At 73.9% G+C, this 21,008-nt stretch carries 23 protein-coding genes; 8 read left to right on the forward strand and 15 right to left on the reverse strand.

Translation table 11 applies throughout. The features are described 5' to 3' along the window. Window positions 1-80: 80 nt before the first annotated feature. The 3 genes from PV410_RS16085 to PV410_RS16095 are packed head-to-tail and all read right to left on the reverse strand — an operon-like array spanning window position 81 to window position 2,339. Window positions 81-692: an NAD(P)-dependent oxidoreductase gene (locus PV410_RS16085; protein WP_500325094.1), complete on the reverse strand. Its 612-nt coding sequence runs from the start codon at window positions 690-692 to the stop codon at window positions 81-83. Between the two features lies 1 nt (window position 693). After that, window positions 694-1,413, reverse strand: a complete 720-nt coding sequence (locus PV410_RS16090) for a flavodoxin family protein (RefSeq protein WP_500325096.1) — start codon at window positions 1,411-1,413, stop codon at window positions 694-696. Between the two features lie 50 nt (window positions 1,414-1,463). After that, window positions 1,464-2,339, reverse strand: a complete 876-nt coding sequence (locus PV410_RS16095) for an Fpg/Nei family DNA glycosylase (protein WP_500325098.1) — start codon at window positions 2,337-2,339, stop codon at window positions 1,464-1,466. Between the two features lie 147 nt (window positions 2,340-2,486). Between PV410_RS16095 and PV410_RS16100 the strand changes: the two genes are divergently transcribed. Continuing rightward, window positions 2,487-3,179: a hypothetical protein gene (locus PV410_RS16100; protein WP_500325100.1), complete on the forward strand. Its 693-nt coding sequence runs from the start codon at window positions 2,487-2,489 to the stop codon at window positions 3,177-3,179. Between the two features lie 50 nt (window positions 3,180-3,229). Here the strand turns inward: PV410_RS16100 and PV410_RS16105 are convergent, their stop codons facing one another. Further along, window positions 3,230-5,653 carry a SpoIIE family protein phosphatase gene (locus tag PV410_RS16105; protein WP_500325102.1) on the reverse strand — a complete coding sequence of 808 codons (2,424 nt, stop codon included), beginning with the start codon at window positions 5,651-5,653 and terminating at the stop codon, window positions 3,230-3,232. 188 nt (window positions 5,654-5,841) lie between these two features. On the opposite strand from PV410_RS16105, the gene lnt reads away from it, so the two are divergent. Further along, window positions 5,842-7,368, forward strand: a complete 1,527-nt coding sequence (lnt, locus tag PV410_RS16110; protein WP_500325104.1) for an apolipoprotein N-acyltransferase — start codon at window positions 5,842-5,844, stop codon at window positions 7,366-7,368. Here lnt and PV410_RS16115 read toward each other — a convergent pair. Both PV410_RS16115 and PV410_RS16120 read right to left on the reverse strand, forming a co-directional pair. Beyond that, window positions 7,340-8,254, reverse strand: a complete 915-nt coding sequence (locus PV410_RS16115) for a Gfo/Idh/MocA family protein (protein WP_500325106.1) — start codon at window positions 8,252-8,254, stop codon at window positions 7,340-7,342. The two genes, lnt and PV410_RS16115, sit on opposite strands and share 29 nt — an antisense overlap. Before the next feature lie 13 nt (window positions 8,255-8,267). Beyond that, complete coding sequence (locus PV410_RS16120) at window positions 8,268-9,479, reverse strand: FAD-dependent monooxygenase (RefSeq protein WP_500325108.1); 1,212 nt, start codon at window positions 9,477-9,479, stop codon at window positions 8,268-8,270. A 577-nt stretch (window positions 9,480-10,056) separates the two neighbouring features. Here PV410_RS16120 and PV410_RS16125 point away from each other — a divergent pair. Continuing rightward, the gene (locus PV410_RS16125; RefSeq protein ID WP_500325110.1) at window positions 10,057-10,653 is read left to right on the forward strand and encodes a TetR/AcrR family transcriptional regulator; all 597 of its coding nucleotides are present in this window, start codon (window positions 10,057-10,059) and stop codon (window positions 10,651-10,653) included. A gap of 31 nt (window positions 10,654-10,684) precedes the next feature. Next, window positions 10,685-11,203 (forward strand): DinB family protein, encoded by a 519-nt coding sequence (locus PV410_RS16130; protein ID WP_500325111.1) that lies wholly within the window; start codon window positions 10,685-10,687, stop codon window positions 11,201-11,203. 4 nt (window positions 11,204-11,207) lie between these two features. Here PV410_RS16130 and PV410_RS16135 read toward each other — a convergent pair whose 3' ends face one another. From PV410_RS16135 to PV410_RS16165, 7 genes are all read right to left on the reverse strand, one after another. Next, on the reverse strand, window positions 11,208-11,663 hold the full coding sequence (locus PV410_RS16135; RefSeq protein ID WP_500325113.1) for a hypothetical protein: 456 nt from the start codon (window positions 11,661-11,663) through the stop codon (window positions 11,208-11,210). Between the two features lie 66 nt (window positions 11,664-11,729). Continuing rightward, window positions 11,730-12,410 carry a uracil-DNA glycosylase gene (locus PV410_RS16140; protein WP_500325115.1) on the reverse strand — a complete coding sequence of 227 codons (681 nt, stop codon included), beginning with the start codon at window positions 12,408-12,410 and terminating at the stop codon, window positions 11,730-11,732. 77 nt (window positions 12,411-12,487) lie between these two features. After that, the gene (locus tag PV410_RS16145; RefSeq protein WP_500325116.1) at window positions 12,488-13,471 is read right to left on the reverse strand and encodes an aldo/keto reductase; all 984 of its coding nucleotides are present in this window, start codon (window positions 13,469-13,471) and stop codon (window positions 12,488-12,490) included. Between the two features lie 101 nt (window positions 13,472-13,572). Next, complete coding sequence (locus PV410_RS16150) at window positions 13,573-14,334, reverse strand: SDR family oxidoreductase (protein ID WP_500325118.1); 762 nt, start codon at window positions 14,332-14,334, stop codon at window positions 13,573-13,575. Window positions 14,335-14,356: 22 nt separating this feature from the next. Next, complete coding sequence (fabG, locus tag PV410_RS16155) at window positions 14,357-15,118, reverse strand: 3-oxoacyl-ACP reductase FabG (RefSeq protein ID WP_500325120.1); 762 nt, start codon at window positions 15,116-15,118, stop codon at window positions 14,357-14,359. A gap of 119 nt (window positions 15,119-15,237) precedes the next feature. Further along, window positions 15,238-15,630 (reverse strand): DUF3037 domain-containing protein, encoded by a 393-nt coding sequence (locus PV410_RS16160; protein WP_500325122.1) that lies wholly within the window; start codon window positions 15,628-15,630, stop codon window positions 15,238-15,240. Continuing rightward, window positions 15,627-16,445 (reverse strand): HipA family kinase, encoded by an 819-nt coding sequence (locus PV410_RS16165; RefSeq protein ID WP_500325123.1) that lies wholly within the window; start codon window positions 16,443-16,445, stop codon window positions 15,627-15,629. Before PV410_RS16165 ends, PV410_RS16160 begins: the two co-directional genes overlap by 4 nt. A gap of 146 nt (window positions 16,446-16,591) precedes the next feature. Between PV410_RS16165 and PV410_RS16170 the strand changes: the two genes are divergently transcribed. Together PV410_RS16170 and PV410_RS16175 are read left to right on the forward strand one after the other, a co-directional pair. Further along, window positions 16,592-17,098, forward strand: coding sequence for a hypothetical protein (locus PV410_RS16170; RefSeq protein ID WP_500325125.1), 507 nt, complete (start codon window positions 16,592-16,594; stop codon window positions 17,096-17,098). Between the two features lie 188 nt (window positions 17,099-17,286). Then, a complete protein-coding gene (locus PV410_RS16175) occupies window positions 17,287-17,769 on the forward strand; it encodes a Rieske (2Fe-2S) protein (protein ID WP_499510498.1) in 483 nt (160 codons plus the stop codon). On the opposite strand, the gene PV410_RS16180 is transcribed toward PV410_RS16175, so the two are convergent. After that, the gene (locus PV410_RS16180) at window positions 17,752-18,426 is read right to left on the reverse strand and encodes an isochorismatase family protein (protein ID WP_500325126.1); all 675 of its coding nucleotides are present in this window, start codon (window positions 18,424-18,426) and stop codon (window positions 17,752-17,754) included. The genes PV410_RS16175 and PV410_RS16180 overlap by 18 nt on opposite strands. Before the next feature lie 85 nt (window positions 18,427-18,511). On the opposite strand from PV410_RS16180, the gene PV410_RS16185 reads away from it, so the two are divergent. Next, window positions 18,512-18,982 carry a pyridoxamine 5'-phosphate oxidase family protein gene (locus PV410_RS16185; RefSeq protein ID WP_500325127.1) on the forward strand — a complete coding sequence of 157 codons (471 nt, stop codon included), beginning with the start codon at window positions 18,512-18,514 and terminating at the stop codon, window positions 18,980-18,982. Window positions 18,983-19,028: 46 nt separating this feature from the next. Here the strand turns inward: PV410_RS16185 and PV410_RS16190 are convergent, their stop codons facing one another. Beyond that, window positions 19,029-19,943, reverse strand: a complete 915-nt coding sequence (locus tag PV410_RS16190; RefSeq protein WP_500325128.1) for a LysR family transcriptional regulator — start codon at window positions 19,941-19,943, stop codon at window positions 19,029-19,031. Window positions 19,944-20,011: 68 nt separating this feature from the next. Between PV410_RS16190 and PV410_RS16195 the strand changes: the two genes are divergently transcribed. Further along, entirely contained in the window at window positions 20,012-20,995 is a 984-nt protein-coding gene (locus tag PV410_RS16195; protein WP_500325254.1) for a DMT family transporter, read from the forward strand. Window positions 20,996-21,008 lie beyond the last annotated feature (13 nt).

Raw genomic sequence — 21,008 nt, forward strand, 5'->3', positions numbered from 1 at the left:
TTCCGGGGCGGTGCGGGCGCGTACGGCCAGTCTCGGCGCCCGCCGCGGGGGGCGCCGCCCGCGGTGGGCCGTCCGGGCGGTCAGGAGCTGATGGCCACGGCCCGCCGTACGCAGTCCTCGGAGCCCAGGGCGCGGAGCATGAAGTCGGCGACGTCGGCCCGGCTGACCCGGGAGGCGAGACCGAGCCGCAGGTCGGATCCGGTGCGGTAGACGCCGGAGTAGCGGCCGCCGGTGACGACGGCGGGCCGCACGATCGTCCACAGGTCGCCCTCGGCGCGGATCAGCTCCTCCTGACGGTCCTTGTCCCGCATGATGGCCGGGATGACCAGCGAGGTCGCGGCCCGGTACACACCGCGCCGGCCGGGTCCCGACCCGTACGCGCCGACGGCCACCAGCCGCCGTACGCCGAGCGCCCGCATGGCGGGGAGGATGCGCCGCATCCCGTCGGCGCAGACCGTCTCGCCGCGTGGGGAGCGGGTGCCGAGGGCGCTGAGCACCCCGTCGGCGCCCGCGATCACACGGCCGACGGCCTCGGGGTCCCGGACGTCGCCGGGTACGACCGTCAGCCGTTCGTGCGGAGGGAGCCCGGCGGGGTCGCGGGCCAGGGCGGTCACGTGGTGGCCCGCGTCGAGCGCCTGCGCCACGAGTTCGCGTCCCACGTGGCCGGTGGCTCCGAAGATCGCGATGCGCATGTCAGCGGTGCTCCGGGTTCGCGAAGTCGGGGCGGCAGCCGGCGTCCCAGGCGCTCCGCTGGTTGCCGTGGCCCGGGATGCCGCCGGAGCGCTTGAGCAGGGCGGCCAGGTGCATCAGGTTCCAGGTCATGAAGGCGAGGTTCCGGTTGGTGAAGTCGTTCTCCGGGCCGCCGGAGCCCGGGTCGAGGTAGGAGGGCCCGGGGCCGGCCTCGCCGATCCAGCCGGCGTCGGCCTGCGGCGGGATGGTGTAGCCGAGGTGCTGGAGGCTGTAGAGCAGGTTCATGGCGCAGTGCTTGACGCCGTCCTCGTTGCCCGTGATGAGGCAGCCGCCGACCCGGCCGTAGTAGGCGTACTGGCCGCGGTCGTTGAGCAGGCTGGAGCAGGCGTAAAGCCGTTCGACGACACGCTTGGTGACGGAGGAGTTGTCGCCGAGCCAGATCGGGCCGCACAGGACGAGGATGTCGGCGGCCAGCACCTTCTCGTACAGGGCGGGCCAGGCGTCGGTCCGCCAGCCGTGCTCGGTCATGTCGGGCCAGACGCCGGTGGCGATGTCCTCGTCGACGGCGCGGACGACCTCGGTGCGGACCCCCTGCGCCTCCATCAGGGCGCGGCTTCGGTCGATGAGCCCCCCGGTGTTGCTGACCTCGGGGCAGCGTTTCAGCGTGCAGTTGAGGAACAGCGCACCCAGGTCGTCATAGCGGTACCCGGTGGAATCGGACATGGCGCACCCTTTCGGTCACCAGTCATCCTGGGTCACCGTCCGCCGGGCGGCTACTTCAGCAGCCGCGACATCCTCCGGTCGGCGAGCGGCTTCCCGCCGGTCTGGCAGGTGGGGCAGTACTGCAGGGAGGAGTCGCTGAAGGAGACCTCGCGGATCGTGTCGCCGCAGACGGGGCACGGTTCGCCGGTGCGCCCGTGCACCCGCAGCCCGGTCTTCTTCTCGCCCTTCAGGTCTCCCGCTGCCAGGCCGCGGGAGCGTTCGACGGCGTCCCGGAGGGTGGTGAGCAGCGCTTCGTACAACCGGCTGACCTCCTCCGCGGAGAGGTTCGCGGCGAGCGCGTACGGCGACATCCTGGCGGCGTGCAGCACCTCGTCCGAATAGGCGTTGCCGACACCGGCGATGACGCCCTGGTCGCGCAGGACGCCCTTGATGCGGCGGCGTTCACCGGAGAGCAGGGCCGCGAAGACCTCGAGGGTGAAGGCGGCATCGAGCGGTTCGGGGCCGAGGCGGGCGATGCCGGGGACGTCCGCGAGGTCCCGGACGCAGTGGACGGCGAGCCGCTTCTGCGTCCCCGCCTCCGTCAGGTCGAAGCCGGCGCCCTCCGGTTCCGCCATCAGCAGCCGCAGTGCCAGCGGGCCCTTGCCGGGGCGGGGCGGGGTCGTGGGCAGGTCGTCCTTCCAGCGCAGCCAGCCGCCCCGGGCCAGGTGGACGGCGAGGTACGGGGCCGCGCCCTCGTCGGTGGTGAAGACCAGGAACTTGCCGCGGCGCCCGACGGAGGTCACGGTGCGCCCGTGCAGCGCGTCCAGCGGGGGGTCGTAGGTCTTCAGGACGCTCACCGCCACCGGCAGCACCCGGGCGATGGCGTGGCCGGCCATGCGGCCGGTGAGGAAACCGGCCAGGGCTTCGACTTCGGGCAGCTCCGGCATGCGACCAGTGTGCGCCCCGGGGCGGCGGGGTGCGAGCGGCGACGGAGCGGTTCCGCCCGGTTTCGGCGCCAATACCGCACGATGAACAGACAGTTGGATCTTCGGGAGAACTGGACATCGGGCCGCCGGATGTGAATGATCGCAGCCATGGCCGATTCTCTCCCCCTGCCCGCCGAGGCACCGAGCCACCCCGACCCGGGTGCGCTGGACCCCACCGAGGTGATACCCCGGCCGCAGCCGGTGGAGGCGGGTGAGGCCGCGGAGGTCAAGGTCATCAGCGGAGAGGTCGTCGGGGGCCGCCACCGTGGGCAGCGCGGCGGTCCCGGCCGCGGCTCGCTGGGCACCGCCGTGCTGACGGCGACCGGCGCCATCGCGGGACTGTCCATGCTCATGCCGCACGGCGGCTCCGGCGACGTCGCGGAAGCCGCCCAGGGGCCGGCCAGGGCCGTACCGGACGGGTCCGTCGAGGACGCCATGGTGCCGACCGCCGCGGGCGCGGCCGTCTCCGCCGAGACCACGAAGGCCGACACGGCGGTCACGAAGGCCGCGTCGACGGGCACGGGTACGGGTGCGGGTACGGGCACCGCGGCGAGCACCGGTACGCACGACACCGCGCGGCCGGACGCTCCGGGCGACGCCCCGGCCCCGGGCCGCCACGCCCGCGTCAGCGGCACCTGGGACAGCGAGGACTGGCAGGAGGCCGTGGCCCGCACCATCGCCGCGCACCGCTCGGGCGAGCAGGGTCACCTCGGCGGCCGGCACCGCACCGGCGGCGGCACCGACTGGCACGGCGGCCAGTGGAACGGCGGCCGGCAGGGCGACTGGTCCCGCGGCGGCTGACGTCGCTTCAGGGGCGGTTCGGCCGACGGGGATGACGCTGCGTCAGGGAGTCAGACCAATTCCTGCTCGGCCCAGATCGTCTTGCCGGTGGGCGTCTGCCGGGATCCCCAGCGCTGGGTGAACTGGGCGACGAGCAGCAGCCCGCGGCCGCCCTCGTCGAAGATCCGGGCACGGCGCAGGTGCGGGGCGGTGCTGCTGGTGTCGGAGACCTCGCAGATCAAGGTGGCGTCGCGGATCAGCCGGACCTGGATCGGGCCGCCGCCGGCGTAGCGGATCGCGTTGGTGACCAGTTCACTGACGACCAGTTCGGTGATGAACACGGCCTCCCCCAGCCCCCACTCGCGGAGTTGCTCCGCGGCCGTCCTGCGCGCCTGCCCGACGACGGCCGGGTCGTCGGGCAGCTCCCAGGTGGCGACCTGGTGGGCGTCGAGGGCGCGGGTCCGGGCGACCAGCAGGGCGATGTCGTCGCAGGGCCGGTCCGGCAGCAGCCCGTACAGCACGTTGTCGCAGAGTTCGTCCAGGCTCCCGGCCGGCCGGGTGAGCGTCCGGGCGAGCAGCGCGAGCCCCGCGTCGACGTCGTGCCCGGCCGATTCGATCAGGCCGTCCGTGTACAGGGCCAGCAGGCTGCCCTCGGGCAGGTCCAGCTCCGCCGACTCGAAGGGCAGCCCGCCCAGCCCCAGCGGCGGCCCCGCCGGCAGGTCGGGGAAGTCGGCCCGGCCGCCGGGCAGGACCACGGCGGGCAGCGGGTGGCCGGCGCGTGCCATGGTGCAGCGCCGGGTGACGGGGTCGTAGACCGCGTACAGGCAGGTGGCGCCGACCTCCCCGTAGAACTGGTCCGAGCCGCCCTCGATGCCCTGCCCCTGCTCCATGTCGAGGCGTACCACCAGGTCGTCGAGCTGGGTGAGGAGTTCGTCGGGCGCCAGGTCGACGTCGGCGAGGGTCCGCACGGCGGTGCGCAGCCGTCCCATCGTCGCCGAGGCGTGCACCCCGTGGCCGACGACGTCGCCCACCACGAGCGCCACCCGGGCGCCGCTGAGCGGGATCACGTCGAACCAGTCGCCGCCCACGCCCGCCCGGGAGCCGGCCGGCAGGTAGCGGGAGGCGACCTCGACGGCGGCCTGCCGCGGGGAGTGCTGGGGGAGCATGCTGCGCTGCAGGGTGAGGGCGGTGGCCCGTTCCCTGGAGTAGCGGCGGGCGTTGTCCACGCAGACGGCGGCCCGGGCGGCGATCTCCTCGGCGAGCAGCAGGTCGTCGGCGTGGAAGGGGTCGAGGGTGCGGTGCCGGATGAAGATCGCCAGTCCGAGGGTCGCGCCCCGGGCGCGCAGCGGCACGACCATCAGCGAGTGCACGCCGTAGTCGACGACGCTCCTGCCGCGGGCGCGGTCGTACTCCGTCCAGCGCCGGATCTCCGGCTCATGGGTGCGGTGCAGCGACCCCCGCCCGGTGACCAGGGCGCAGGCGGCCGGCGAGTGCTCGGGCACCATGTCCAGCTCCCCGACCTGGGCGGCGGCCTCGGGGCAGCCGGGCAGCACGGACTGCTGGGCGACGCGGCGGAAGGCGAGGGCGCCCGCGGCCGGCAGCGGGCCGGGTTCCTCACCGCGGACGACGGAGTCCAGCAGGTCGACGCTGACCATGTCGGCGAACCGCCGTACGGAGACGTCGGCGAGTTCCTGCGCGGTGCGGGTGATGTCCAGGGTGGTGCCGATGCAGGTGCTCGCCTCGTTGACGATGTCCAGCCGGCGCCGGGCGTGGAACTGCTCGGTCGTCTCGTAGACCGCGGCGGACACCCCGGTGACCTGTCCCGACCCGTCCTTGAGCGGGAAGACCAGCATCGCGTACGCGTGGTCGCGGTCGTCGCCGGGCGGGCGGCCGAGGCTCTCCAGGCGCGCGGTCGCGCCGGTCTGCATCACCTCCTCCTGGACGCGGTCGAACTCCTCGAAGGCCGCGCCGGGCATGAACTCGCGCAGCCGCTGCCCGCGGACCTCCTCCACGCTCCTGCCGACCAGGCGCTCCATCGCCGCGTTGGCGGTGCTGAGCCGTACCTCGCGGTCGTAGACGGCGACGGCGACCGGGAGCTGGGCGAGGACCCCGGCGTCCGGTTCCGGTCGCCCGGGGGCGGTCGCGGCCGCGGTGACGGCCCAGTGCGCGGTGCCCGACGCGTCGCTGAGGAGGCGCAGCCCCAGCCGGACCGGCACGTCCCCGCCGTCGCGGTGGCGCAGGACGACGGGGCCCGCCCAGGCGCGTCCGGCGGCGATGCGGCGCAGTGCGGCGAAGGGCAGCGGCGTGGCGAGCAGGGTGCCGGCGGGCCGGCCGAGCACCTCGGCGGACGACCAGCCGAGCAGCCGGCAGGCGTCCTCGCCCCAGGCGGTCAGCACCCCCGTGTCACCGGCAGCGACGGCAGCGGCCGCGGGCGGCGTCAGCCCGTGGCGCTCCTTCCCTCCCCCGTGCTCCCCGTGGCCGGTGCGCCTTCCCATGGGTACGTCCTCGTCCTCACGGCCGTTCCCCCTCAGCATGGTCCCCCGCCGGGGCACTCTCAACCGGCGTGCGCGGCGGGGGCGCGGCGCGCACGGCACGGGGCCGCCGGTTCACGCGCCGTGGCCCTCTGGGCAAGGCCGTCCGGACGAACGAGACTGAGGCCAGGCGAGTGTGAGGAGTGGCGCAGGTGACGGTGAAGGTCGACGGGCCGCGGACGGTCTCCCCCCGTCTCGCCTCACCCTGGACGCGCGGTGCGGCGGCCGCGGCGGCGGGGGCGCTGCCGGCGCTGGCGTTCCCCGCGCCGTCGCTGTGGTGGCTGGCGTACGTCGCCCTCGTGCCGTGGATGCTGCTGGCGCGCGCCGCACCGACGGGGCGGCGGGCCGCCGTGGACGGCTGGCTGGGCGGGGCCGGCTTCATGGTGGCCGTGCACCACTGGCTGATCCCGAGCCTGCACGTCTTCATCGTGCTCATCGCCCTGCTGCTGGGGGCCCTGTGGGCGCCGTGGGGGTGGCTGGTGCGGCGGCTGCTCGGGGGCACGCCGGGCCGCCGTACGGTCCTGGCGGCGACGGTGCTGGTGCCGTCCGCCTGGCTGCTGGTCGAGCTGGTGCGGTCGTGGGAGTACCTGGGCGGGCCGTGGGGGCTGCTGGGGGCGAGCCAGTGGCAGGTGACGCCGGCGCTGCGGCTGGCCTCGATCGGGGGCGTGTGGCTGGTCAGCTTCCTGGTGGTGGCGGTCAACACGGCCCTGGCCGCGCTGCTCGTGGTGCCCTCCTGCCGGGCGGCCGCGGGGTCCGTGCTGGCCGCCGCGGCGGTGGGCACGACGGCGGTGTGGGCCTGGGCGCCGGTCCCGGGCCGCAGCGGGGAGTCCGTGCGGGTGGCGGTCGTGCAGCCGGGGGTCATCAGCGGGCCGCAACCGCGCTTCGACCAGGGGGAGCGGCTGACCCGTACGCTCGCGGGCAAGGGCGTGGACCTGGTGGTGTGGGGGGAGAGCAGCGTCGGCTTCGACCTGTCCGCCCGCCCCGGCCTGGCGAACCGGCTGGCCGCGCTGTCCCGGGACGTCGGCGCCGACATCCTGGTCAACGTCGACGCCCGGCGGGCGGACGGCCTCGGGATATCCAAGACCTCGGTCCTGATGGGCCCCGACGGGCCGGTCGGCCCGAGCTACGACAAGATGCGGCTGGTGCCGTTCGGCGAGTACGTCCCGGCCCGTACGGTGCTGGGCTGGGCCACGTCGGTGGGCAGGGCGGCGGGTGAGGACCGGATCCGGGGGGACCACCAGGTGGTCATGGACGCGGGCACGGTGCGGCTGGGTCCCCTGGTGTGCTTCGAGTCGGCGTTCCCCGACATGAGCCGGCACCTCACGGACGACGGGGCGCAGCTGCTGGTGGCGCAGTCCTCCACGTCCTCGTTCCAGGGGAGCTGGGCGCCCGCGCAGCACGCCTCGCTGGCGGCACTGCGCTCGGCCGAGTCCTGGCGGCCGATGGTGCACGCGACGCTGACCGGGATCAGTGCGGTCCACGACGCCCGCGGCGAGCGGATCGGCCCGTCGCTGGGCACGTCGCGCAGCGCGGCGCAGGTCTACGACGTGCCGCTGGGTTCCGGGCGCAGCCCGTACGACCGGCTCGGCGACTGGGTGCCCCGGCTGGCGGTGCTGCTGCTGGCCGGGGCGGGCGCGTACGAGGCGGCGCTCAGGAGGTCTGCCCGGTCACGGCGGTGACGACGCGCTCGCACAGTTCATGGGTCTGCAGCGCGTCGCGGGCGTCGAGGGGCTTGCCGTGCCGTACGGCGTCGAGGAACGCGAGGGCGATGCCCTCTATGCCGCGCTGGCGGGCGACGGGGACCCAGTCGCCGCGGCGGCGGACGGTGGGCTGACCCTTGTGGTCCACGACCTCGGCCAGGTTGAACACCTGGCGCTTGCTGTCCTGGCCCATGACCTCCAGGACCTCCTCGTTGGAGCCGCTCATGCGGTTCATCACGCCGATCGCGGTGAAGCCGTCGCCGGACAGCTGGAGCGTGACGTGGTGGAGCAGCCCGCCGCGGACCCGTGCCCGGACGTCGGTGTGCTCGACGGGGCCGGGGAGGAGGAAGCGCAGGGTGTCGACGACGTGGATGAAGTCGTCGAAGACGACGGTGCGCGCGGTCTCCGGGTGTCCGATGCGGTTCTTCTGCAGGAGGATCAGGTCGCGCGGGTGGTCGGCGCACTGCACGTAGCCCGGCGCGTGGCGGCGGTTGAAGCCGACCGTCAGCCCGACCCCGCGCTCCTCGGCGAGGCGCACCAGGTGCTCGGCCCCGGCCAGGTCGTAGGCGAGCGGTTTGTCGACGTAGACGGGGACGCCCGCGGCGATGAGGCGTTCGGTGATCTCCACGTGCGTCTCGGTGGGGGCGTGCACGAACGCCCCGTCGAGCCCCTGGTCGAGCAGGGCGTCGAGGGTCTCGTGGCGGTGCGGGACCGGGACCCGGTGGGTGTCGCCGACGGCGTCGAGGGTGGCGCGGGTGCGGGTGTGCAGGTGGAGTTCCACCCCCGGCTGCGCGGTCAGCACCGGCAGGTACGCCTTGCGCGCGATGTCGCCGAGTCCGATGACCCCGATCCTGAGGGGTTCCATGTGCCGCTCCCGCCTACGCCTGCTGTGCCTGACCTGTGCCGTCGGCAGCATACGGGCCGGCCGGCGGCCGCCAGTCGGCGATCCCGTCGAGGCTGCGCAGGGCCAGGCGCGGGCCGACCCGGTTGACGGTGGCGAACAGGGCGTCGCGCAGCGCGACGGCGGGCGGCGAGGACCAGGTGGTGAGCCTCCCGATGCTCCAGGAGCGGCGTACGACGCCCGTCGTGCGGGGCAGCCGCTGCGCGGTGTAGGCGGCCAGGGCGCGCGCCACGGCCTCGTCCGCGGCGTCGGGGGCGGCGAGGTGGGCGAGGACGACGGCGTCCTCCAGGGCCTGGCAGCCGCCCTGGCCGAGGTTGGGCGTCATGGCGTGCGCCGCGTCGCCGAGCAGGGCGATGCGCCCCTGGTGGAAGGCGGGCAGCCCTCGCGCGAGGTGGTGGACGTCGTTGCGGAGCACTGCGCCGGGGGCGGCGCAGTCGATCAGCTCGGGCACCGGCTGGTGCCAGTCGCCGAACAGCCGCCGCAGCTCGGTGCGTTCGTCCCCGCCGGGGGCGCGGCCGCCCGGCGGGGTCACGGCGGTCGCGTAGCAGTAGACGCGGCCGCCGGTGAGCGGGACGGTGCCCCACAGCCGGCCGCGCCCCCAGGTCTCGTGCGGGAGGTACGCGGAGGGTGCCGGCACGACCGTGCGCCAGCTGGTGAACCCGCTGTAGACCGGCCCCGGGTGCGCCGGGAACAGCGCGGCGCGCACGGCTGAGTTGATCCCGTCGGCGGCGACCACCAGATCGGCGTCGATCGTCCCGTCCCCGGTGGTGACCTTCCCGCCGGGGGAGGCGGACAGGACCCGGGTCCCGGTGCGCAGCGCGCCGTCCGGCAGGAGGCCCGACAGCACGGCCACCAACTCCGCCCGGTGGGCGATCACCACGGGTCCGCCGAACCGCTCGGCGGCGGCCTCGCCGCTGGTCCGGGAGAGCCAGCGCCCGTCGGGGCGGCGCAGCCCGCCCTCGCCCTGGAAGGCGGCCATGGCGCGCACGGCCCCGCCGACCCCGAGCGCGTCCAGCGCACGCAGGCCGTTGGGCGCGATGCCGATCCCGGCTCCGACGGGTTCGAGCGCCGCGGCCCGCTCCAGGACGGTCACCCGCCATCCGCGCCGGCGCAAGGCCACGGCGGCGGCCAGCCCTCCGATGCCGGCTCCGACGACGACGGCGTACGGCTGACGCGATGTGCGGCCCATGGCTTCGGCTCCCCTCCGCAGACTACAGGTGTAGTGGAGCGTACTACATCTGTAGTATCCCGGGGAGGGCGCCGGAGCCGCACGCGAACCTGGGGACGGCGACGTCCGGCGGCACCGGACCCGGAGACGGTGCCGCCCAGGGCCTCGGCGCGGTTCCGGAACCCCTACGGCGGTCCACGGACCGGCGAGGGAACAAGCGGGGACGACGGTCGCCCAGGCCCTCGTCAAGGCGCGCGGTGACACCGAGCCGGGTGACGGCCCACCCGGGCCAACCCCGTCCTGCAAAGGCGCCCTTCGCCCCGGCCGACGGGGGTGGGGTCCGGCCACGCCGGATCCCGGTGACGGTGCCGCCCGAGACCCCCACCCTGGCTCGTCAGGCCCGGCAGGCGACGGGCTGCCCGGGCACCGGGTGAGGGAAGGACGGCGGGGCGGGGGCCCGGGCGGCGTCCCGCCGCCTCGGCCCGGGTGAACCGGCCGGCGTCGGGGCCTTCCGTCACGCCGAACCCAGGTGACGACGATGCCGCTCGCCGGTACACGAGCAGGGCGGGGCCGGAGCCGGGGCCGGTAGGTTGCCGTCATGAGCACCGCGCAGACGTCCCGCCCCGAGCTGATCGCAGACACCGCACTCGCCCTGCTCGCCGAGCGGGGCATGCGCGGGCTGACCCACCGTGCGGTCGACGAGGCGGCCGGTCTGCCGCAGGGCTCGACGTCCAACCACGCCCGGACCCGCGCGGCCCTCCTGGAGGCGGCGGTCCGCAGGCTGGCCTTCCGCGAGTCGCAGACGGCCCACGCCCCCGCGTCCGCGCCCGGGCCCGAGGGGCTGGCCGCGCTGCTCGCGCACTTCCTGCACCGCTCCGTCACCGAGGCCCGTGACCTCACGCGCGCCCGCCTGGAACTCGCCCTGGAGGCCACCCGGCGCCCCGAGTTGCGCACGGTCTACGACACCGCGGGTCGCGCCTTCCGCGAGCAACTGGAGGCGATGCTGCGCGCCGTGGGCTCCGCCGAGCCGGAGCGTCACGCACGGTCGCTCATCGCGTGGTGCGACGGCGTCCTCTTCCATTCCGTCGCGGGCGCCGGGTCCACCTCGCCCCCGCCCGAGGCCGAGTTGCGGGCGGGCGCGGCCGACCTGTTGCGCGGGATGCTCGGTGGCGGCTCCGGCGGCTCGGCCGGTTAATGCGTCGACGCCGTCAGAGGCCCCCGCCATCATGGCGGCCATGACGACGACGCCGGAGCGCACCGACCCGCCCTACATCGCCGACGAGCGCACCATGCTGGAGAGCTGGCTGGACTTCCACCGCGACACCCTCGCGATGAAGTGCGCCGGCCTGGACGACGAACAGCTGCGCACCCCCAGCGCGCCCCCCTCCGACCTCACCCTGCTCGGCCTGGTCCGGCACATGGCCGGGGTCGAACGGGGCTGGTTCCGCACCGTGCTCGCCGGAGAGGACGTGCCCCCGCTCTACCTCACCGAGGATGACCCCGACGGCGAGTTCCACGACCTCGCCCAGGCCGACACCGCCGAGGCGTTCGCCACCTGGCGCGCCGAGATCGCGCACGCCCGCGAGCTGACCCGCCACCGGTCGCTCGACGACATCGGGCTGCGCCGCGGCAAGCACGAAATCTCCCTGCGCTGGATCTACGTCCACATGATCGAGGAGTACGCCCGCCACAACGGCCACGCCGACCTGATCCGCGAACGCATCGACGGGGTGACGGGCGACTGACGCCTCAGTCCGGCACCCGGTGCAGCAACTCGTCGCAGAGCACGCCCGGGTCGCCGGACTCCACGCACAGGCGGGTGTCGTCGCGCCAGTCCTCGACGATGCCCAGCCCCGAGAACCCGTCGAGCTCCACGTAGCGGTGGTGGAACGTCCAGGTACCGCCCGTGGTCTTCACCCCGTCGACCCACCGGCCGGGGATGAAGACCTGGGCGGGCATCCGGGAGGCGGAGAAGTGGCCGTCCGGGTCGAACCTGATGGAACCGTCCCCGTCGTCCGTCGCCCAGGTGCCGAGCACCGCGCCGCGCGACGCGACGGAGGCCGGCGCCACGTCCGCCGTCAGAAGGTGCTGGATCACCCGGACGTCGACGAACGCGCCGAGCACGAGTCCGGCCGTCCATGCCGCCGCTTCGGCCCGGCGGCGCGCCCTGCCCGTGCGCGGCCCCGTCCATCCCGTCCATTCCATCGGCATCTCCCCCCTCGGCCCGGGCCCGGCGACGACCCCCGTGCGTCGCCCGGCCCGGGCACGGACTCAGCGGCCCAGGTCCGGGATGCGCCAGTCCACCGGGTCGTGGCCCTGTGCCTTGAGCGCCTCGTCGATCTGGGTGAAGGGACGGCTGCCGAGGAAGAGCTTGGCCGACAGCGGCGACGGGTGGGCGCCCTGGACGACCGCGTGCCGCTCGGTGTCGATCAGCGGCAGCTTCTTCTTGGCGTAGTTGCCCCACAGGACGAAGACCGCCGGGTCGGGCCGGGACGCAACGGCCCTGATGACCGCGTCGGTGAACTTCTCCCAGCCCTTGCCCTTGTGCGAGTTGGCCTCGGCCTCGCGCACCGTCAGCACCGCGTTGAGCAGCAGCACGCCCTGCTCCGCCCACGGCATCAGGTAGCCGTTGTCCGGGATCGGGTAGCCGTACTCCTCCTTCATCTCCTTGAAGATGTTCCGCAGGGAGGGCGGGGTCTTGACACCCGGCTGCACCGAGAAGCACAGCCCGTGCCCCTGGCCCTCGCCGTGGTACGGGTCCTGGCCGAGGACCAGCACCTTCACCTTGTCGTAGGGCGTGGCCTCCAGGGCCGCGAAGACCTGCTCGCGCGGCGGGAAGACCTTGTGCTTCCCGCGCTCCTCCTCCACGAACTCGGTGAGCTGGGTGAAGTAGGGCTTCTCCAGCTCCTCACCGAGGACGGCCTGCCAGGACTCGGGCAGCGTGATGGGCACGTCGGGAACCTCCGGTACGCGATCCGTTACTGGGGACGAACGTACCGTTCCGCACCGACAATCCGCCCGGCCGGGGGTCAGGCCGCGTCCAGCCGGGCCCGCAACTCCGGTTCGAGGTCCAGGTCGGCCGCCGCCAGGAGTTCGTCGAGCTGCGCGACGCTGCTCACCCCGAGCACCGGCAGGACGGGCACGTCCCCGCCCAGCAGCCAGGCCAGCACGACCTGGTTGGGGGTCGCCCCGGCCTGCCGCGCCACCTCCCGCAGGACGCGCAGCCGCCGCTCCGTCCCCCCGTGCCGGTACTGCCCGGGCACCGCCTTGTCGTCCCGGGTGTAGGCGCCGTGGACGAGCGTGGAGTACCCCAGCAGCGTCAGGTCGGGCTGGGTGCGGACGTGGTCGAGGAGTTCGGCGTCGGCGTGCCGCTGGATGCCGAAGCGCGCCTGCGGCCGCGGCCGGAGGTAGGTGTGCCGCTGCTGGACGACCTGGTACCCCGGCAGGCCCCGTTCCGCGGCGATCCGGCGGGCCTCGGCGATGCGCCGCGTCGCGTGGTTGCTGACGCCGGGCGTACCGACCGTGCCGTCCGCGACGAGGCCGGCGAAGGCCTCCACGGTCTCCTCCAGCGGGACGCGCGGGTCCTCGACGTGGGCGTAGTGGAGGTCGACGCGGTCGGTGCCCAGCCTGCGCAGGCTCTCCCTCAGGCCCGCCCGGACGACGTGCCCGGCCAGGCCCTCGGCGTTGCCGAGCCCGCCCTCGTCGTCGATCCACCGCGTACCGCGCGTGAGGTCGGGACGGGCGCCGACCTTGGTGGCGAGCACGACGTGCTCCCTCGCCCGGCGGCTGCGCAGCCAGCGGCCGAGCAGCAGTTCGCTCTCGTCGCCGGTGGCGCCGTCCACCCAGCAGGCGTAGTTGTTCGCGGTGTCGACGAAGGTGCCGCCGGCCTCGGTGAAGCGGTCGAGGATCGCGAAGGAGGTCTCCTCGTCGACCGTGGTGCCGAAGGGCAGGGCTCCCAGGCACAGGGTGCTGACCTTCGGTCCGGCGCCGCCGGACAGTGTGCGGTATCGCATGGTGCGCACTCCTCGGATACGGGCGGGTCCCTGGTGCCGGCCGCCGCTACGGCGGCCGGCACCAGGGACTGTGCACGTTGGAGTGCGGACGAACGCAAGCCTCAGGCGCCGACGCTGGCGTTGAGGAAGATGCCGCCGTCCACGACCAGGGTCTGGCCGGTGATCCAGGCAGCCGCGTCCGAGAGCAGGAAGGCGGCGGCGCCGCCGATGTCCTCGGGCACGCCGAGCCGCCCCAGCGGGTAGGCGGACGCGGCCTGCTCCTCGCGGCCCTCGTAGAGGGCGGAGGCGAACCTGGTCTTGACCACCGCGGGGGCGATGGCGTTGGCGCGGACACCGGGCGCCATCTCGGAGGCGAGCTGCAGCGTGAGGTTGACCATCGCGGCCTTGCTCATGCCGTACGCGCCGATGAAGGGGGAGGCGCTGATGCCCGCCACGGAGGCGATGTTGACGATCGCGCCGCCGTTCTCCTTCATCCACGCCTTGTACGTCTGCTGGGCGAAGCCGAGCGCGGAGATGACGTTGGTCTCGAAGACCTTGCGGGCGACGCCGAGGTCGAGCTCGGCGAGCGGGCCGAAGACCGGGTTCGTACCGGCGTTGTTGGCGAGGTAGTCGACGCGGCCGAAGGCCTCCATCGTCCGCTCGACGACCTCGGCCTGGTGCGCCTCGTCGTGGGCCTTGCCGGCCACGCCGAGGGCCCGGTCGGCGCCGAGCCGTTCGACGGCCTCCTTCAGCGCCTCCTCGTTGCGGCCGGTGATGACGACGCGGTCGCCGCGGGCGACGAGCGCCTCGGCGATGCCGTAGCCGATGCCGCGGCTGGCGCCGGTGACGATCGCGACGCGTCCGCTGTCGGGCTGGTTGCTCATGATGCGGGTCTCCTGTCGCGGTTCAGTCGAGCGGTCCGCCGGCCACGTACAGCACCTGGCCGGAGACGAAGCCCGCGTTGTCGCCGGTGAAGAAGGCGATGGCGTTGGCGACGTCGTCCGGGTTGCCGACGCGCTGGACGGGGATCTGGGTGGCGGCCGCGGCCTGGAACTCCTCGAAGCCCATGCCGATGCGGGCGGCGGTGGCGGCCGTCATGTCGGTGGCGATGAAGCCGGGGGCGACCGCGTTGGCCGTGACGCCGAACTTGCCGAGCTCGTGCGCGAGGGTCTTGGTGAAGCCCTGCAGGCCCGCCTTGGCGGCGGAGTAGTTGGCCTGGCCGCGGTTGCCGAGGGCGGAGGACGAGGACAGGTTGACCACGCGGCCGAAGTTGGCGTCCACCATGTGCTTCTGGACGGCGCGGGTCATCAGGAAGGCGCCGCGCAGGTGCACGTTCATGACCGTGTCCCAGTCGGACGCGCTCATCTTGAACAGCAGGTTGTCGCGGAGCACTCCCGCGTTGTTGACGAGGATCGTCGGCGCCCCGAGCTCCGCGGCGACGCGCGCGACCGCGGCCGCGACCTGCTCCTCGTCGGAGACGTCGGCGCCGATGGCGACGGCCCGGCCGCCCGCCTTGGTGATCTGCTCGACGGTGTCCTTGCACGCGGTCTCGTCGAGGTCCAGCACGGCCACGGCGCGGCCCTCCGCGGCCAGGCGCACGGCGGTGGCGGCGCCGATGCCGCGCGCCGCCCCTGTCACGATCGCTACGCGCTGCTCGGTGGTCGACATCTGCTCTCCTCAGCCCTGTGGGGAGCGGTCGCGCAGGTGAGCGACCGCTTAGTACGTCCCGTAGCCGAAACCGTAGGAGCGCAGTGACCCTGTGTCAACGCCCACCGCGCCGATGTGGCTCAGCGCACCAGAAGATCCAGCAGACGGTCCACCTCGGCCTGCGGGTCCTCGGTCAGCCCGGTGTGGATCGGGCCCGGCTGCACGATGGTGCTGCGCGGCGCCGTCAGCCACCGGAAGCGCCGCCCAGGATCGTCCTCCGCCGCCTGCCCGGCCCGCTCACCGCCCGCGCAGATGCCCTCGTAGCCGCGCAGCGCCGCCCGTACGCCGGCGACGTCCACGTCGGGGTCGAGGCAGCGCAGCCGCGTCTCGTCCAGGTGGACCCGGGCGCCCACGAAGGACTTGGCACGGCAGTAGACCAGCACACCCGCGTTGATCAGCTCGCCGCGCTCGATCCGCGGCATCACGCGCACCAGGGCGTACTCGAACACATCGCGCCCGCTCGCCGTGCTCACTTGGCGGCCTTCCCCTCGACCCAGGTGCGCAGCCACTCCGGCGGCGCCTGCTTCTCCTGCTGCTTCGGGGCGAGGGTGATCCGCTCCCCCACGGAGCCGGCGCGCGCCAGCAGCACCCGCTCGTACGCGCGCCGCACCTCGTCCGGGCCCGCGAAACCGGGCTCGTCCACCAGCCACTCGTCGGGGACCTGTGCGGTGACCTCGCGCAGCAGCGCCTCGTCCACCCGCGGGGCGAGGTCGCGGGCGGCGGCCTCGACGTCCGGGGCGAAGCGGGCGAGGGCGTGGTCCGCGGCGTCGTACGGCTTGTCCGCGGCCTGGTCGGCGCCCTTCCAGTTGTGGTGGAAGATCAGCGAGGCGCCGTGGTCGATCAGCCAGAGGTCCTGGTGCCAGACCAGCATGTTCGGGTTGCGCCACGAGCGGTCGACGTTGCCCACGAGGGCGTCGAACCACACGATCCGGCCCGCCTCACCGGGCTCCACCTCGAAGACCAGCGGGTCGAAGCCGAGCGCACCGGGGAGGAAGTCCATGCCGAGGTTGAGGCCGCCGCTGGCCTTCAGCAGGTCCTGGATCTCCTGGTCCGGCTCGCCGAGCCCGATCACCGGGTCGAACTGGAACCGCACCAGCACCGGCACCCGCATGCCCAGCCGCCGGGCCAGCTCCCCCGCGATCACCTCCGCGACCAGTGCTTTGCGCCCCTGTGCGGCGCCCACGAACTTCACCACGTAGGTCCCCAGGTCGTCGGCCTCGACGACCCCGGGAACCGATCCGCCCTCACGCAACGGCGTGACGTAGCGGATCCCGGTCACTTCCTCCATGGGCGCATCCTAGGCGGAGCACACGACGCCGGCGTTCGGCCACGGGAGGCAACTTCGCCATGTTCATGGCAGGACGGTGAAGTCCGGTGCTAGCCTGCGCACTCCGATGACGCCCGATAAGGGCGGATACACACCGGGGGGCAACCTTGGAACTCGGACGCGGGCGCGTACGCGCCTGGGTGGCAGCATGGCTGCTGATCGCCCCGCTGTCCGTGCTGGGCACGACATCACCGGCGCAAGCCGCCGAGCGGTGCGTGGCCCCACCGACCGAGTACGTGGCGTACTCCGAAGTCGGGGCCCCCAACTATCCGGTGACGCTGCGCGGCATCATCACACGTCTCTACACCGGCATCCAGTCGGCGGGCGCCTACGGCGGCGCCTACGTGCCCGACGGCTCGTACGTCTCGATCGACCGTTCCATCAACGCCTTCTCACCGACGGCCGCCGAAGAGAAGGCCGGCCACGGCTACCGCACCAACGCACAGGTCACGGCCAATGGAGGCTACGACTACTGTCAGCGGTATCACTCAGGCACCACGGGGTGGACGCCTTCCCCGACGGTCCAGGGGCGGTACCACGCGGTGCGGCCTTGCCTGCGGGTCTACGGCGTCCTGGAGTGCGCACCGAAGTGGTACGTCGACTTCGACGGCTGAACCGGCCGGACGGTGGCAGTGGCCGCCGGCACGGGCAGTCGCCGGCGCGAGCGGCCGTGCCCTGTGATTTTCCGGGGGATGGTTGAACGGCTCACCCATCTCGTCCGTACGACAGGGCAGGGCGTGAACGACGCTCCCGGGCCCCGGCTGGCGGTCCGGAACGGACGAGGCAACAGGATGTGTGACGCATGGCCGAGACGACTGGCACCGCAGGAGCTCCGACCCGCCGCGCCGTGGTCGCCGGGGTGGGTGCGGCGGGGCTCGCGGCCGCGCTGGCCGCGTGCGGTGACTCCAACGACTCCGCGGGCGCCTACAGCCCTGCCGCGCCCCCGCAGGGCGGCGACCAGGGGACCGGGGGGTCGGCGCCCGCCGGCGGCGGGGCCGAGGCGGCGCTGGCCAAGACCTCGGACATCCCGGTCGGCGGCGGCAAGATCTTCGCGGACAAGAAGGTCGTCGTCTGCCAGCCCGAGGCGGGCTCGTTCAAGGCGTTCTCGGCGATCTGCACTCATCAGGGCTGCGCCGTCAACGAGATCGCAGGCGGCACGATCAACTGCCCCTGTCACGGCAGCAAGTTCAGCATCAAGGACGGCAGCGTGGCCAACGGCCCTGCGACCCAGCCGCTGCCGGCGGCGAACATCAAGGTGGAGGGGGACTCAGTGGCCCTGGCCTGAGCCCCCCGGGCCCGGCCCGGACCGTTTCCAGCTGCCGATGACCTCGTCGGCGGTGGTGACCGTGGCGACGAGCGCGAGGGTGTGCCGGACCATGTCCGCGGTGTACGACTGCGGCACCCCGGCGATGGCGTCCGCGGGCACGACCGCCTGGTAGCCGAGGTTGACCGCGTCGAAGACGGCGTTGGGAACGGCCACGTTGGCCGACACCCCGGTGACGACGACCGTGCGCACGCCCAGGTTGCGCAGCACGGCGTCGAGGCCGGTGCCGGCGACCGGCGACAGCCCGTGCAGCCGTCGCACGACGAAGTCGCCGGCACCGACCGCTATCTCCTCGGCGACCTCGACCGCCGGTGTGCCGGCGACCTGCAGGACGGGCAGCCGCTCGGCGGCGCGGAAGATCCGCGCGTTGCGGCTGGACCCGCGGCCGTCGGCGCGGCGTTCGGCGACGGCGTGCACCACGGTGGCGCCCGCCGCGTGGGCCGCGGTGACCAGCCGCGCGGTGGCGTCCAGCGCCCCCGAGGCCTGTACGGCGGCCGCGAGTTCCGGCAGCGCGCCGTCCGGGCCGACCACCCCGCGCTGGCACTCGACGGTGAGCACGGCGGTGGACCGGGGGGTCAGGAGCGCGTCGAGCCTGCGGTCCCGGTTGCCGTCCGTCATGCTTGCCCCCTCGCGCGCGGCTGCCCTACCGTCGTCCCAGGTGACCGTATCTGACGAACCGTCAGGCAGGGAAGTGGGGGCGCACATGGCCGTCGCACAGCGGCGCGGACGCCGGATCATGATGACCCCGCAGGAGATCGACACCTTCCTCGGCGCGCAGCGCACCTGCCGCGTCGCGACCGTCTCGCCCGACGGCCGCCCGCACGTGGGCGCGCTGTGGTTCGTCTGGGACGCTACGTCCCTGTGGCTGTACTCGATCGTCCGCAGCCGCCGCTGGGCCGACCTGCGGCATGACCCGCGGGTCGCGGTCGTCGTCGACGACGGCACGGAGTACGGCGAACTGCGCGGCGTCGAGCTTTCCGGCACCGTCGAGTTCGTCGGCGAGGCGCCCCGCACCGGCGGGCCCCACCCGGACCTGGAGGTCGTCGAGCGGCTGTTCGCCGCCAAGAACTTCGGCCTGGAGTCCATGCCCCACGACGGCCGCCACGCGTGGCTGCGCCTGACCCCGGACTCCGTCGTCTCCTGGGACTTCCGCAAGATGCCCGGCCTCGGCTAGCCCATGTCGTCCTGGACCACGCGCGCACCGGCATCCCCGAGGGCGATCAGCCCTCGGCTGCCGCCACGTCCTCCCCTGCCCGGCGCAGGGCCTCGACGGCGGCGCGGATGGCGGGGCGGCGGTCGGCGTCGGAGCGCCAGACGGCGTAGATGTGGCGCTTCATGGTGTGGCGCACGCGGATCGCGCGGACCCCGGCCGGGAGGGGGCCGCGGCCGAGGCGCGGGACGACGGCGACGCCCAGGCCGGCGGCGACCAGGGCGAGCACGGTGGGGTGCTCCTCGGCGTGGTGGGCGATGCGCGGTTCCACGCCCTTGCCGCGCAGGGTGAACAGCAGCCACTCGTGGCAGAAGCCGCCGTCCGGCCAGGCGATCCAGTCATCGTCGGCGAGGTCGCCCAGGTCGACCTCGTCGCAGCCCGCCAGGGGGTGGCCCTCGGGGACGACCACGTCGGCGAGGTCGTCGAGCAGCGGCTCCTTGGCCAGGCCGCCGGGCAGCGACAGCGGCTTGTTGTACCAGTCGAGGACGACCGCGAGGTCGATGTCGCCGCGCACGAGCCGGGCCAGCGCGTCCTGGGGCTCCATCTCGTGGACCATCGCGCGCAGCTTGGGGTGGTCGTGCCGCGTCGCCGCGAGCGCCTGCGGGAACAGGCCGCGCACCGCGGTGGGGAAGGCCCCCATGCGCAGCTCGCCGACCGCGGCGCCGCGGTGCGCCTCCAGGTCGGAGTGGGCGAGCTCGACGAGGGAGAGGATGCGGTCGGCGTGCCCGGACAGCAGCCGGCCGGCGTCGGTGAGGCGGACCCCGCGGCCGTTCCTGGCCAGCAGCGTCTGCCCGGTCTCGCGTTCGAGCTTGCCCATCTGCTGGGAGACGGCCGAGGTCGTCACGTGCAGGACGTCCGCCGCGGCGCTCACCGAGCCGTAGGTGGAGATCGCATGCAGGATGCGCAGGCGCTCGAGGTTCAACATGTAAGCAACACTACGTGATCACCGGCAGGTTTTCTCGCTTGTCCTAAGAGGTTCAATCCGTCATGGTGATGGCCATGAGCGCACCCAGCACCCGCCACCCTGCCGCCGTGGCCGCCCCCTCCCCCGCCGGCACCTCACCCGCCCCCGCCGCCCCATCGGTCACCGCGCGCCGCCGCCCCGTCGTGGACTGGCGCGTCAGCTGGGCCGTGCTCGCGCTCATCTGGGGCTTCAGCTTCCTGTTCATCAAGGTGGGCACCGAGGCGTACGCCCCGCTGCAGGTCGCGCTCGGCCGCATGGTCTTCGGCACCGCCGTGCTGGCCGCCGCCTTCGCCGTGAAGCGGGAACGGATGCCGCGCGGCGCCCGCACCTGGGGGCACATGGCGGTCGCCGCGCTGCTGCTGAACACGCTGCCGTTCACACTCTTCGCGTACGCGGAGCTCACCATCCCCTCCACGCTCGCGGGGATCTGCAACGCCACGACCCCGCTGTGGAGCATGGTGCTGTCGGTGGTGGCGCTCTCGGACGACAAGCCGACCCGGCAGCGGGTCGCGGGGGTCGGCATCGGCTTCGTCGGCGTGCTGACCGTCCTCGGCGCCTGGCAGGGCTTCTCCGGGACGGATCCGGCGGGCACCGCGATGGCGCTGGGCGCCTCCGCGAGCTACGCGGTGGGGTGGATCTACGTGCGCCGCACCCTGAGCGGCAGCGGCAACTCGGCGCTGTCGATGTCCTCCGCACAGCTGCTGCTCGGCACCGTCCAACTGGCCGTGCTGACCCCGCTGTTCACCTCCACGCCGGGCTCGTTCCCGCTCTGGCCGACACTGTCGGTCGTGGCGCTGGGCGCGCTGGGCACCGGGATCGCCTTCCTCCTGCAGTACGGGATCGTCGCGGAGAAGGGCCCGACCATCGCCACGATGGTCACCTACCTGATCCCGGTCATCGCGACCGCGGCCGGTGTCGCCCTGCTGGACGAGCACCTGACGTGGAACGAGCCGGTCGGCGCCCTCGTCGTGCTCGTCGGCGCGGCGCTGACCCAGCGCCGTCCGGCGGCCTGACCCCCTCCGGCCC

The organism is Streptomyces sp. PA03-5A (assembly GCF_033792725.1).
Lineage (GTDB): Bacteria > Actinomycetota > Actinomycetes > Streptomycetales > Streptomycetaceae > Actinacidiphila.

What these genes read in the sequence shown, in the direction of transcription:
- PV410_RS16165 (WP_500325123.1), bottom strand. Translation starts at nt 16,445, where the DNA reads ATGGAGGAAGTGACCGGGATCCGCTACGTCACGCCGTTGCGTGAGGGC.
- PV410_RS16100 (WP_500325100.1), top strand. Translation starts at nt 2,487, where the DNA reads ATGGCCGATTCTCTCCCCCTGCCCGCCGAGGCACCGAGCCACCCCGAC.
- PV410_RS16190 (WP_500325128.1), bottom strand. Translation starts at nt 19,943, where the DNA reads ATGTTGAACCTCGAGCGCCTGCGCATCCTGCATGCGATCTCCACCTAC.
- PV410_RS16150 (WP_500325118.1), bottom strand. Translation starts at nt 14,334, where the DNA reads ATGAGCAACCAGCCCGACAGCGGACGCGTCGCGATCGTCACCGGCGCC.
- PV410_RS16145 (WP_500325116.1), bottom strand. Translation starts at nt 13,471, where the DNA reads ATGCGATACCGCACACTGTCCGGCGGCGCCGGACCGAAGGTCAGCACC.
- PV410_RS16115 (WP_500325106.1), bottom strand. Translation starts at nt 8,254, where the DNA reads ATGGAACCCCTCAGGATCGGGGTCATCGGACTCGGCGACATCGCGCGC.
- fabG (WP_500325120.1), bottom strand. Translation starts at nt 15,118, where the DNA reads ATGTCGACCACCGAGCAGCGCGTAGCGATCGTGACAGGGGCGGCGCGC.
- PV410_RS16090 (WP_500325096.1), bottom strand. Translation starts at nt 1,413, where the DNA reads ATGTCCGATTCCACCGGGTACCGCTATGACGACCTGGGTGCGCTGTTC.
- PV410_RS16120 (WP_500325108.1), bottom strand. Translation starts at nt 9,479, where the DNA reads ATGGGCCGCACATCGCGTCAGCCGTACGCCGTCGTCGTCGGAGCCGGC.
- PV410_RS16185 (WP_500325127.1), top strand. Translation starts at nt 18,512, where the DNA reads ATGGCCGTCGCACAGCGGCGCGGACGCCGGATCATGATGACCCCGCAG.
- PV410_RS16125 (WP_500325110.1), top strand. Translation starts at nt 10,057, where the DNA reads ATGAGCACCGCGCAGACGTCCCGCCCCGAGCTGATCGCAGACACCGCA.
- PV410_RS16175 (WP_499510498.1), top strand. Translation starts at nt 17,287, where the DNA reads ATGGCCGAGACGACTGGCACCGCAGGAGCTCCGACCCGCCGCGCCGTG.
- PV410_RS16195 (WP_500325254.1), top strand. Translation starts at nt 20,012, where the DNA reads ATGGCCATGAGCGCACCCAGCACCCGCCACCCTGCCGCCGTGGCCGCC.
- PV410_RS16135 (WP_500325113.1), bottom strand. Translation starts at nt 11,663, where the DNA reads ATGGAATGGACGGGATGGACGGGGCCGCGCACGGGCAGGGCGCGCCGC.
- PV410_RS16130 (WP_500325111.1), top strand. Translation starts at nt 10,685, where the DNA reads ATGGCGGCCATGACGACGACGCCGGAGCGCACCGACCCGCCCTACATC.
- PV410_RS16180 (WP_500325126.1), bottom strand. Translation starts at nt 18,426, where the DNA reads ATGACGGACGGCAACCGGGACCGCAGGCTCGACGCGCTCCTGACCCCC.
- PV410_RS16105 (WP_500325102.1), bottom strand. Translation starts at nt 5,653, where the DNA reads ATGGGAAGGCGCACCGGCCACGGGGAGCACGGGGGAGGGAAGGAGCGC.
- PV410_RS16095 (WP_500325098.1), bottom strand. Translation starts at nt 2,339, where the DNA reads ATGCCGGAGCTGCCCGAAGTCGAAGCCCTGGCCGGTTTCCTCACCGGC.
- PV410_RS16085 (WP_500325094.1), bottom strand. Translation starts at nt 692, where the DNA reads ATGCGCATCGCGATCTTCGGAGCCACCGGCCACGTGGGACGCGAACTC.